Here is an 11,913-nt window from a genome sequence, read left to right on the forward strand (position 1 = left end):
GGGGCTCGCAAACCCGGCTCACTCCTCGCGCTCACGGTGCCACCCCTGTTCGCGACTGCGGGGCTCGCAAACCCGGCTCACTCCTCGCGCTCACGGTGCCACCCCTGTTCGCGACTGCGGGGCTCGCAAACCCGGCTCACTCCTCGCGCTCACGCCCGGTCCCCCTTGTCGACGGCCAACCCGCCGGTGGCTGTACCGGTGGCCTCGATGTGCCGGTCCACCTCGGCACCGAGGCTGCGCAGGATGTCCAGCACCAACCCGATCACGACCAGGTACACGCCGATGTCGAAGAAGAGCGACGTGACCAGATGGGCGTCGCCGACCAGCGGCAGTGCCCTGTCGACCTTCGCGCTCTCCAGCACCGACCCGCCGACCAGCAGCGCCACCACGCCACTGCCCACCGCCATGGCCAGCCCGGCGCCGAGAATCGCGCCGGCACCGATCGGGGCCGCCTCGGTCAGCTCGTACCGGCCGCCGGCCAGGTAGCGCACCACCAGGGCGAGACCCGCCACCAGCCCGCCGGCGAACCCGCCGCCCGGAGCGTTGTGCCCGGAGAAGAGCAGGAACAGCGAGAACAGCACCACGGTGTGGAAGATCAGCCGGATGACCACCTCCAACACGATCGAGCGGCGCTCCTCGTAGAGGGTGGGGCCACCGCGCAGCCAGACCGGTCGGCCCCGTCCACCCACCTCCTGCTCGGAATCGGGCCGCCGCGGCCGCGGCCCGGTGCGGGAGCGCTCGAAGATCAGGCTGGCCACACCGGTAGCGGCCACCACCAACACCGCCAGCTCGCCCATCGTGTCCCAGGCCCGGATGTCGACAAGGGTCACGTTGACCACGTTGCGGCCGTACCCGTGCGCCACCGCCAGGTCGGGGAAGGCGGCGGAGATGTCCGGTGCCCGGCGGGCGCCGACGGCGGTGAGGGCCAACCCGGCGGCCACCAACCCCGCCGCCACCCCGATCACCCGACGGGCCCAGCGGGTACGGCGCAGCGGGCGGGCCGAGAACCGCTCCGGCAGGCGACGCAGCACCAGCACGAAGACCGCGATCGTCGACGTTTCCACCAGAAACTGGGTGAGCGCCAGGTCGGGCGCTCCGTGCAGCACGAACAACATCGCAGTGCCGTAGCCGGTCATGCCCACCAGAAGCATCGCGGTCAGCCGGCGACGGGCACCGACCGCCAGCACCGCCGCCACCGTGATCACCAGGACGACCACCGGTTGCAGCGCGCTGTCCCAGAGTGGAATCCGCGCCCGCCAGGGGCTGGCGGAGAGCATCGCCGCACCGGGCACCAGCACCAGGGTGACCAGGATGATGCCCAGATACTGCGGCAGTGAGCCGCGCTGGGTCGCGCTGGTGACCTCGATGGCCAGCCGGTCGAACCGGCCCACTACCCACTCGTACCCCTGGTTTCCCCCCACCGGTGACCGGAGCCGGGCCAGCACCGGGGCGAGCGGCCCGCGCACGGCGAAGAGCAGGCCGCCACCGACGAGCGCCAGCACGGACAGGCCGAGCGCCGGGGTCGGTCCGGCCCAGAGCGCCAGGTGCGCGTCGACCCCGCCGAGCAGATCGGCGTACGGGCGCAGCAGGTGGTCCAGCACGCTCGCGGCCGGGCCGGCGAGCAGACCGACACCGGCGAGCACCGCGGGCGGGACCAGCAGCGACGCGGCGATCGGCCCCGGCGGGACCGGCGCCACACCCGGCCGGTCGGCGAACGCGCCCCAGAGGAAGCGGGCGCTGTACGCGACGGTGAGCACAGTGCCGGCGACCAGGCCGGTCAGGAGCACCGGCTGGTCGGTGAACGCCGCGAACACCGCCTCCTTGGCCACGAAGCCGACCAGCGGCGGCACACCGGCCATCGACGCCGCGGCCAGCACCGCGACCACGAACAGCGCCCGGGACCAGTGCCGCACCCCGGACAGCTCGCGCAGGTCGCGGGTGCCGGCGCCGTGGTCGATGATGCCGACGACCAGGAACAGCGCCGCCTTGAACAGGGCGTGTGCCAGCAGCATCGCGGTGCCGGCCAGCGCGGCGTCCGGGGTGCCCGAGCCGGTCACCGCCACCAACAGGCCGAGCTGACTGACCGTCCCGTACGCCAGCAGCAGCTTGAGGTCGGTCTGGCGCAGCGCGGCCCACCCGCCGAGCAGCATGGTCGCCACGCCGGCGACCTGCACCAGCGGCCGCCACGGGCCGACCGTGGCGAGCACCGGGGCGAGCAGCCCGACCAGGTAGACGCCGGCCTTGACCATGGCGGCGGCGTGCAAATAGGCGCTGACCGGCGTGGGTGCCGCCATCGCCACCGGGAGCCACGAGCTGAACGGCAGCACCGCCGACTTGGACAGGGCACCCGCCAGGATCAGCAGCACGGCGCCCACCAGGTACCCGCCGCCGGGCAGCGGCTGTGCGCTGATCTCCGACCAGCGGTAGGTGCCGGCGTGCTCGCCCAGCATGATGAAACCGACCAGCATGGCGAGGCCGCCCAGCGTGGTGACTGTCAACGCCTGCGCCGCCGCCCAACGGCTGGACCGCCGTTCGGTGCTGTGCCCGATCAGCAGGTACGAGAAGATCGTGGTCAGCTCCCAGCCGACGTAGAGCAGCAGCAGGTCGTCGGCGAAGACCAGGACGAGCATCGCGCCCGCGAACGCGACCAGGACCGCGGCGAACTGCGCCAGCCCGATGGAGCCGGCGCCGAAGTAGCGGGCGCAGTAGACCAGCACCAGCGCGCCGACGCCGCCGATCAGCAGCGTCATCAGCCACGACAGCGTGGTGAGCCGGAACGCGATGTCGAGGCCCAACTGCCGGATCCACGGGTACGTCTCGACCACCGCCCCGCCGTCGGCGACGGCCGGGGTGCGAACCACCGCCCAGCAGAACGCTGCGGCCGGCGCGAGCGCCAGCGGGTAGCACGCGCGCGGACCCCACCAGCGGACGAGCAGGGGCGCGGCGAGGGCCGCCACGAGATGGAGGATGAGCAGTACCAGCACCTGCGCTCCCGATCGACATGGCCGACGCCCGTGGCAGCGGTGGCGCCTAGCAGCGATCAGACGCCAGTTCCTCCCCCGCCGGGCGGTTTTGCCAGAATTCGCCCCGAGAGCCCCAGCCCTCAGCTCAGCCCGTTGATCAAGAGGTTTGCGTCAGGAACACGGGCGCGGATGACGCAAATCTCTTGATCAACGCGGGAGGGGGGTGGCCGAGCGTTAGCGCAGCAGGGCGTTGTTGAGGGGTTGCACGTCGTCAGGGGTGGGGCGGTCGCGGCGCAGCACGGCCAGCAGGTCGAGTCGGCCGAGTTGGCGGGCGACCCGGTCGACCACCCGCTCGGCGGCGGTCAGCGACCGCACCGACAGCAGGCGGCCACGGCTCTCGCGGCGGAGCACGAAGTAGTGCACGGCAACGCGGACCTGACCCCGGTCGGCGGCGCTGGCCTGGGCGGTGCAGAGAACCATCTCGCGCAGACAGTGGGCGAGGCGTTCGGCGAGTTCGAGCTCGGGGCCGTGCAGGCCGGCGCGGAGCGCGGCGAGGTGGCTGTCGACCTTGCGAATCAGCACGTCGGTGCCCGGTTCGACGGTGCGCTGCTCGCCGGCCATCAAATCCCCTCACCCCGGTTCGCGTTGCGAGTGAAGTTACTTTATGTTGCTCCTTAGAAGCAAGCAGTTAAGTGAGACTTAACGTATTAAGCGCACGTTCCACGCTTTTTGCCTTTTGCTGGCTCATTCCGTCGCGAGGTCGCTCGTGGATGTCGGACCGGCGGGGCACGATGGACCGGTGACCGGGGCAGACGCAGACGCCGGCGCGGTGCTGGCCGGGTTCGGCCCGGCCACCCGCGCCTGGTTCGACAACGCCTTCGCCGCCCCGACCGCCGCGCAGACCGGCGCCTGGCGGTCGGTCGCCGCCGGCCGCAACGCGCTCGTGGTGGCGCCCACCGGCTCGGGCAAGACGCTCGCGGCCTTCCTCTGGTCATTGGACCGCCTCGCCCGCGAACCAGCACCGGCCGAGGCCCGCCAGCGGTGCCGCGTGCTCTACGTCAGCCCGCTCAAGGCCCTCGCCGTCGACGTGGAGCGCAACCTCCGCGCCCCGCTGGCCGGCATCCGGCAGGCGGCCACCCGGTTGGGCGTCGCACCGCCCGACATCACCGTCGGCATGCGCACCGGCGACACTCCCGCCGACGAGCGACGCGCCTTCGCCCGCACCCCACCGGACATCCTCATCACCACGCCCGAGTCGCTGTTCCTGCTGCTCACCTCTGCGGCTCGCGACTCGCTGCGCGGCGTCCAGACGGTGATCGTCGACGAGGTGCACGCGGTGGCCGGCAGCAAACGCGGCGCCCACCTCGCCCTCTCCCTCGAACGCCTCGACGAGCTGCTGCCCGCCCCGGCGCAGCGCATCGGCCTCTCGGCCACCGTCCGGCCGATCGACGCCTGTGCGCATTTCCTCGGCGGCGCCCGCCCGGTCGACGTGGTGCAGCCGGCCACCCCGAAGACCATCGAGGTCAGCGTGGAGGTCCCGGTGGAGGACATGACCCGCCTGGACGAGCAGGAGCAGCCACCGGAGGACGACCTCGGCGGCCCCGGGCCACGTCGGGCGTCGATCTGGCCGGCCGTGGAGGAGCGGGTCTTCACCCTCATCGGGCAGCACCGCTCGACAATCGTCTTCACCAACTCCCGGCGCAGTGCCGAGCGCCTGTGCGCCCGGCTCAACGAGCTGGCCGCCGAGGCGGTGGCCGCATCCGAGGCGGGCGAGGGCGCGATCGGCGTACCGGAGGGGTTGCCGGCCGGCGACGACCCGGCAGGCGACGGCGACCTGGCGTCCGGAGCGCAGCGCTGGGGTGGCCCCGCCGGTCCGGTGCGCAACCGGCCGCCGGCCGAGGTGATGGCCCAGTCCGGCGCGGCCACCGGCGCGACGCCCGTGATCGCCCGCGCCCACCACGGCAGCGTCTCCCGGGAGGAGCGCAAGCACATCGAGGAAGCGCTCAAGTCCGGTCAACTCCCGGCGGTGGTGGCCACCTCCAGCCTGGAGCTGGGCATCGACATGGGCGCTGTCGACCTGGTGGTGCAGATCGAGGCGCCGCCCAGCGTGGCCGCCGGTCTGCAACGGGTCGGCCGGGCCGGGCACCAGGTGGGCGCGGTTTCGCGGGGGGTGGTCTTCCCCAAGCACCGTGGTGACCTGCTCTCCTGCGCGGTGGTCGCCGAGCGGATGACCGCCGGCGCCATCGAGGAGCTGCACTACCCGCGCAACCCACTGGACGTGCTGGCCCAGCAGATCGTGGCGATGGTGGCGCTGGAGCCGTGGGCGCTGGGCGATCTGGCAGTGCTGGTCCGCCGGGCCGCGCCCTTCGCCGAGCTGCCCGACTCGGCGCTGCACGCCGTGCTCGACATGCTCTCCGGCCGCTACCCGTCCACGGCGTTCGCCGAGCTACGCCCCCGACTGGTCTGGGACCGGGCCACCGACCTGCTCACCGGCCGCCAGGGCGCGCAGCGCCTCGCGGTGACCAGCGGCGGAACGATCCCCGACCGGGGCCTGTTCGGGGTGTTCCTGGCCGGCGCCGAGCGGGCCGCCCGGGTCGGTGAGCTGGACGAGGAGATGGTCTACGAGTCCCGGGTCGGCGACGTCTTCCTGCTCGGCTCGTCCTCCTGGCGGATCGAGGAGATCACTCCGGACCGCGTGCTGGTCTCACCCGCCCCGGGGCAGGCAGCGCGCATGCCGTTCTGGAAGGGCGACCAGCTCGGTCGACCGGTGGAGCTGGGCCGGGCCATCGGCGCCCGGGTACGCACCCTGCTGCGCCAGACCGACGAGGCGGCCCTGGCCGCGCTGCGCGACGGTGGGCTGGACGACTGGGCCGCCGGCAACCTGATGGCCTACCTGCGCGAGCAGCGGGAAGCCACTCGCTCGCTGCCCGACGACCGCACGGTGGTGGTCGAGCGGTTCCGCGACGAGCTGGGGGACTGGCGGCTGGCCGTGCACAGCGTGCTCGGTGCCCGGGTCAACGGACCCTGGGCCCTCGCGGTGGGCCGCCGACTGGCCGAGCGGTACGGGGTCGACGCCCAGGTGATGCCCTCCGACGACGGCATAGTGGTGCGACTTCCGGACACTGCCGACGAGCCACCCGGCGCCGACGTGGTGGTCTTCGAGCCCGACGAGATCACCCAGCTGGTGGAGGAGTCGGTAGGCACCTCCGCCCTCTTCGCCGCCCGCTTCCGGGAGTGCGCCGCCCGGTCCCTGCTGTTGCCGCGCCGCGACCCGCGCCGCCGCCAACCGCTCTGGCAGCAACGGCAACGCGCCGCGCAACTGCTCGACGTCGCCCGCGAGTACGCGGACTTCCCGGTCACTCTGGAGGCCGCCCGGGAGTGCCTCCAGGACGTCTTCGACCAGCCGGCGCTGGCCGGGTTGATGCGCGACCTGGCCACCCGCAAGGTGCGACTGGTCGAGGTGGAGACCAGCGCGCCGTCGCCGTTCGCGCGGTCGCTGCTCTTCGGCTACGTCGGCGCGTTCCTCTACGAGGGGGACGCCCCGCTGGCCGAGCGCCGTGCCGCCGCACTGGCCCTCGACTCCACGCTCCTCGGTGAGCTGCTCGGCCGTGTCGACCTGCGGGAATTGCTCGACCCGGCGGTGCTCACTGAGACCGACCGGCAGCTGCGGTGGCTGACCGAGCAGCGCCGCCCCCGCGACGCCGAGGACGTCGTCGAGCTGCTGCGGGTGCTCGGTGACCTGAGCGACGCCGAGTTGACCGAGCGGGGTGTGCCGGAGACGTGGCTCAGCGAGCTGGAGGCCACCCGCCGGGTGCTGCGGGTCCGGATCGCGGGCGAGCAGCGCTGGGTGGGCGTCGAGGACGCCGCCCGCCTGCGCGACGCCCTCGGCGTGGCGCTGCCGATGGGGGTGGCCGAGGCGTACCTCGCCCCGGTGGCCGATCCGCTCGGTGACCTGGTGGCCCGCTACGCCCGCACCCACGGGCCGTTCGCCGCGGCCAGCTGCGCGGCCCGGTTCGGGCTCGGGGTGTTCGTCGTCGAGCAGGCGCTGCGCCGGCTCGGCGCGACCGGGCGGGTGGTCTCCGGGGAGTTCACACCGGATTCGGCCGGCGCGCAGTGGTGCGACGCCGAGGTGCTGCGGATGCTGCGCCGCCGCTCCCTCGCCGCGCTGCGCCGGGAGATCGAGCCGGTGCCGCCCCGGGCGCTGGCGACGTTCCTGCCGCGCTGGCAGCAGGTCGGCTCGTCCGCCCGAGGTGTGGAGGCGCTCGCCGCCACTGTGGAGCAGTTGCAGGGCACCGCAGTGCCGGCGTCCGCGCTGGAGCGGTTGGTGCTGCCCGCCCGGGTCGCGGACTACTCCCCCGCCCAGCTCGACGAGTTGTGCGCCAGCGGGGAGGTGCTCTGGGCGGGGTCGGGCGCGATCTCCGGGGGCGACGGGTGGGTCACCCTGGCGTACGCGGACGCCGCGCCGCTGCTGCTGCCGCCCCCGGACGAGGCGTTGACCCGTACCCCGCTGCACGACGCGGTGCTCGACGCGCTCGGCGACGGGCAGGCGCTGTTCTTCCGCCCGCTGGCCGACCGGGTCGGCTCGACCGACGACGCCGCGTTGACCGGGGTGATCTGGGACCTGGTCTGGGCCGGGCACCTCAGCAACGACACCCTCGCCCCGCTGCGCGCGGTGCTCGGCGCTGGCGGCGCGCACCGCTCCCGGCCGTCCGCGCCCCGCACCCGTTACCGGCGGCCCGGTCGGGTGGCGCTGCCGACCCGGGGTGGCCCGCCGACCGTCGCCGGCCGCTGGTCGCGTCTCCCGGAGCGAGACCTCGACCCGACCCGACGCGCCGCCGCGCTCGCCGACCTGCTGCTGGAGCGGCACGGGGTGGTCACCCGGGGCGCGGTGATGGCCGAGCAGGTGGTCGGCGGGTTCTCGGCGGTCTACCCGGTGCTGTCGGCACTGGAGGAGCGCGGCGCGGCCCGCCGGGGTTACTTCGTCGAGGGGCTCGGGGCGGCGCAGTTCGCCGTACCCGGTGCGGTGGACAGGCTGCGCGCGCTGGCCGAGCCGACCGACGGCGCCCGAGGTCGGGGCGCGGTGGCCACAGTGCTCGCCGCGACGGACCCGGCCAACCCGTACGGTGCGGCGCTGCCCTGGCCGGAACGAGTGATCGACTCCGGCGACGGCGCCACTCCGGCGACCGGGCACCGGGCCGGCCGCAAGGCGGGTGCCCTGGTGGTGCAGGTCGGCGGTGACCTCGTCCTCTACGTCGAACGCGGCGGCCGAACCCTGCTCTCCTTCACCGACGACACCGACACGCTCGCCGCGGCCGGGAAGGCGCTCGCCGACGCCGTCCACTCCGGGGCGTTGGGCGCGATGTCGGTGGAGCGGGCCGACGGTGAGGCGGTGCACTCGTCGCCGCTGCGGGACGCGTTGACCGCCGCCGGCTTCCGGGCCACGCCCCGCGGCCTGCGCCTGCGCGGCTGACGCCAGTGGCCCCGCCGAGGGCAATCCAGCAGAGAGCCTGATGTCTGTGAGTCATCGTGATGACTCACAGACATCACGGTCAAGAGAACGACATGCTCGGGCCACGCTGGCACATCAGCCCAGGCCGTTGAGGACCTTCTCGTAGCGGGGCCGGTCGGCGGCCGGGGTCTTCGCCTCCAGGTAGTTCAGCACCACGGCGCCTCGCCGGTACGACTGGCCACCCCAGGTCTCCGCGATGTCGCTGGCGCTGGTCTCGTCCGGAAACACGTAGACGGTGACGGCGTCGGTGGCCATCAGCTCGGAACAGCCCAGGCCGAGTCCGTCCGGCCCGCAGTCGACCGAGCGGTCCTTCGGGCGCGGCACCTTCAGGCCGGCGGCCCGGAAAGCGTCGACGACCTGCTTGGCGCCGGGCGCACTGGCCGGGCGCTTGGGCAGCACCACCGGCGGCGGGCTGGCCGGCCGCCGCTGCGTCGTGCCCTGTGCGGCGGCGGAGGGCGGGGTCGCGCCGTCGGCACTGGGTGCGGCTTGGGACGTCGGCGGGCCGGTCGGGGCCGCCTCGGACGAGACGGACGGGGTCGCGGTCGGGCTGCCGTCGTCGTCACTGCCACAACCGGCGCTGAGGGCGACGGCGACCAGCAGGATTCCGACTGCGGGGAGGTTCCGAGTTGTCACCAGGGCAGTCTGCCCAACGTCCTCCGGCGGCGGGAGGGGCCGGTCGGCCATCGCGCTGTCCCTTATCCGCCAGCACGCCGCGGTTCTACACCCATCTGGTGCCGCCGGCGGCCGGCCGGACTGGTGCGACTTCCGACGCCGACGGTGACCCGGGACGCCGAGGGCTTCACCGTCGAGGTGCTGACGGCGGGCGGGCCGCGGACCTCCTCGCCGCCTCTCCGGGGGACCTCCTGCGGGTATCGGGCTGATGTTCGACTGTGGAATGCTTCTCCGGTGGGTGAGCATGTGGTTCCTGTGGGCTGTCCCTGCTGTGCATCCCGGACCGGCGGGGGGACCTGCCCCGTCTGTTTCTGGACCGACGACGGCCAGACCGACGCCGACGCCGACGCCGTCCGGGGCGGCCCCAACGGCGACCTGAGCCTCACGCACGCCCGTCTCAACTACGCCGTCTACGGTGCCAGCCACCCGCGCTACCAGGACATGGTGCGCACGGCTCGCCCCGACGAGCGCCCCTGACGTTGACGGGGCGCCCGACGGGGTGAGCGTGGCTCAGCAGACCGGCACGCTGCCGCCGTACACGCCGGAGATGTACGCGTGGCTGACGTACTGGCCACTGGCCAGACGGTTCCAGCGGGTGGTGGTCCGGTAGGGGCCGGCGACCGACTGACCGGTGACGTAGCACTGGATCGGTACGTGGGCCAGCCGGGCCGCGAGGCCACGCGTCGCGTACGACGTGCTGGCCCCGGTGCGGATGTTGAGCGGCCCGTCACCGACCACGCCGCGCGGCCCGCCTCCGGTCCACAGGTAGGCGACGTCCACCCAGGCGTTGGTGGTCAGCCGCAAACCGTCCCAGAACGTACCGTCGGCAAGGTCGATGCCGGCCGGGTTGAGCACTGTCCGCCCGAACTGGTCCCGTCCGCCGTTGTAGCCGGACTGGTACGCGGCCTGCGCCTCGGGCCGGCCCTGCGGCAGGTTCTTCCAGTTCTCCCGGACCGACGAGGGGTTCCAGTAGTCGTCGCGGGTGTTCCACGGCCCGACGTCCCAGACCGGGGCGTACTCGCAGCGGGAGCCGCTGGTGGTGCAGACCCGCACCGTGTAGTCGCCGGTGTTGAGCGGGGAGAGCCCCCGCCGCGACGGCAGTGCGGCGAAGTGGTCCCGGGGTTGCACGGTACGGCCGTTGGCGGTCAGCTCACCGACCAGCCCGATGCGGGTGGCGTACACCCGGTAGGTGCGGCCGGGCGTGGCGGCGGAGACGGCGGCGTTCGCGTCGGCGGTGAGCTGCACGCCCCGTACCGTGGCCGTCGCGCCGCCGTTCGGGGTGGTGAGCACCACCCGGGTCTGTACCCGGGTGACCGGTCGGTCGAAGACCGCGCCGGTGGTGGCTGCCCGCCACTCCGTCCAGCCGGCGGCCCGCCAGCCGCGGACCTGCGCCTCCACTGTCGCCCCGGCCGGGACCGCGGCGTTGATCTCGGCACGGACCCGGGTGGCCGGCCGGGCGAGGGTGCGGGGCGTGGTCAGCAGCATCCCCTCGGCGACCGCGCTGTGCGGGCTGCGGGCGCCGCGCCAGGTGGACCGGGCCTCCCGCAGGCGCAGGCCGGCGGCGGTACTCCGGACGTTGACATCGTCGCGGTCGACGATGGTGAGGTCGGCGCTCCACCGTTCGTCGCCGGGTGCGGCGGCGACGAGGGTGATCGGAGCGCCGCCGGGTGCGACCGGGGCAGGGCCGGTCGCGGGTAGGAGCGCTGCGGTGAGCAGGAGGGCGAGGGTGGCGATGAGGGCGACGGATGGGATACGACAATGGGGTCGCGTCATGGGCATTCTCCTCAGAACCCCCTGACCTTCGCATGTCAGGAGATCATGAGGAACCTGAGTACAAATAGCGACACATGCGAATCTTGCTCGAAAGAGGGAGGATGGCAGGGTGCCCGAAGGCGACACCGTCTGGAACACCGCGCGCGTGCTGCACCGTGCGCTCGCCGGCGCGCGGATCACCGGCAGTGACTTCCGGGTGCCACAACTGGCGACCACGGACCTCACCGACTGGACCGTGAGCGAGTCGGCCAGCCGGGGCAAGCACCTGCTGCTACGGCTCGACGCCCCGACCGGGGAGCACTGGACACTGCACTCCCATCTGCGGATGGACGGCGCCTGGCGGGCGTACGCGCCGGGGGAACGCTGGAGCGGCCGGCCCGCGCACCTGATCCGGGTGGTGCTGCGCAGCCCCGGCGCTGTCGCGGTCGGCTACCACCTGCACGACCTGGCCCTGGTGCCGACCGCTGAGGAGGACCAGCTCGTCGGTCACCTCGGCCCCGACCTGCTCGGCGCCGACTGGGACGCGGCGGAGGCGGTCCGTCGGCTCGCCGACCACCCCGAGCAGACCATCGGTGAGGCGCTGCTCGACCAGCGCAACCTGGCCGGCGTGGGCAACCTCTACAAGTGCGAGGTGCTGTTCCTGCGGGGCGTGTCACCGTGGACACCGGTCGGCGGAGTACCCGACCTGCCCGGCCTGGTGGCCCTCGCGCAGCGGCTGCTCGCCGCCAACCGGGGCCGGTGGACGCAGAGCAGCACCGGCTCACTGCACCGGGGGCAGACCAGCTACGTGTACGGCCGCCGTGCCCAGCCCTGCCGCCGCTGCGGCACGGCGATCCGCAAGGAGGAACTGGGCGAACGGGTCACCTACTGGTGCCCGGTCTGCCAGCCCGAACGTCCGGGTGCGCCGTCATCCGGCTGACCAGGCTCTCACCAGACGGGATCCGTGGCAGAAACGGACGATTGGGTAATTCCTAACCGGCCGCCGGAGTCGCATGC

7 protein-coding genes are annotated in these 11,913 nt (G+C 73.5%); 3 read left to right on the forward strand and 4 right to left on the reverse strand.

What is annotated here, in order from left to right; genetic code table 11:
* Positions 1–149 precede the first annotated feature (149 nt).
* Entirely contained in the window at positions 150–2,984 is a 2,835-nt protein-coding gene (locus AB0C19_RS11390) for a Na+/H+ antiporter subunit A (RefSeq protein ID WP_357182929.1), read from the reverse strand.
* A 213-nt stretch (positions 2,985–3,197) separates the two neighbouring features.
* Positions 3,198–3,584: a hypothetical protein gene (locus tag AB0C19_RS11395; RefSeq protein ID WP_357182933.1), complete on the reverse strand. Its 387-nt coding sequence runs from the start codon at positions 3,582–3,584 to the stop codon at positions 3,198–3,200.
* A 178-nt stretch (positions 3,585–3,762) separates the two neighbouring features.
* Between AB0C19_RS11395 and AB0C19_RS11400 the strand changes: the two genes are divergently transcribed.
* Positions 3,763–8,433 carry a DEAD/DEAH box helicase gene (locus AB0C19_RS11400; protein ID WP_357182937.1) on the forward strand — a complete coding sequence of 1,557 codons (4,671 nt, stop codon included), beginning with the start codon at positions 3,763–3,765 and terminating at the stop codon, positions 8,431–8,433.
* A 114-nt stretch (positions 8,434–8,547) separates the two neighbouring features.
* Here AB0C19_RS11400 and AB0C19_RS11405 read toward each other — a convergent pair whose 3' ends face one another.
* Entirely contained in the window at positions 8,548–9,105 is a 558-nt protein-coding gene (locus tag AB0C19_RS11405) for a hypothetical protein (protein ID WP_357182940.1), read from the reverse strand.
* Positions 9,106–9,378: 273 nt separating this feature from the next.
* Between AB0C19_RS11405 and AB0C19_RS11410 the strand changes: the two genes are divergently transcribed.
* Positions 9,379–9,621 carry a CPCC family cysteine-rich protein gene (locus AB0C19_RS11410; RefSeq protein WP_238671784.1) on the forward strand — a complete coding sequence of 81 codons (243 nt, stop codon included), beginning with the start codon at positions 9,379–9,381 and terminating at the stop codon, positions 9,619–9,621.
* Positions 9,622–9,654: 33 nt separating this feature from the next.
* On the opposite strand, the gene AB0C19_RS11415 is transcribed toward AB0C19_RS11410, so the two are convergent.
* On the reverse strand, positions 9,655–10,917 hold the full coding sequence (locus tag AB0C19_RS11415) for a hypothetical protein (protein ID WP_357182944.1): 1,263 nt from the start codon (positions 10,915–10,917) through the stop codon (positions 9,655–9,657).
* 109 nt (positions 10,918–11,026) lie between these two features.
* On the opposite strand from AB0C19_RS11415, the gene AB0C19_RS11420 reads away from it, so the two are divergent.
* Entirely contained in the window at positions 11,027–11,836 is an 810-nt protein-coding gene (locus tag AB0C19_RS11420) for a DNA-formamidopyrimidine glycosylase family protein (RefSeq protein ID WP_357182947.1), read from the forward strand.
* Positions 11,837–11,913: the final 77 nt, after the last annotated feature.

Origin of the sequence: Micromonospora sp. NPDC048842 (assembly GCF_040649935.1) — a bacterium.
GTDB lineage: Bacteria > Actinomycetota > Actinomycetes > Mycobacteriales > Micromonosporaceae > Micromonospora > Micromonospora hortensis.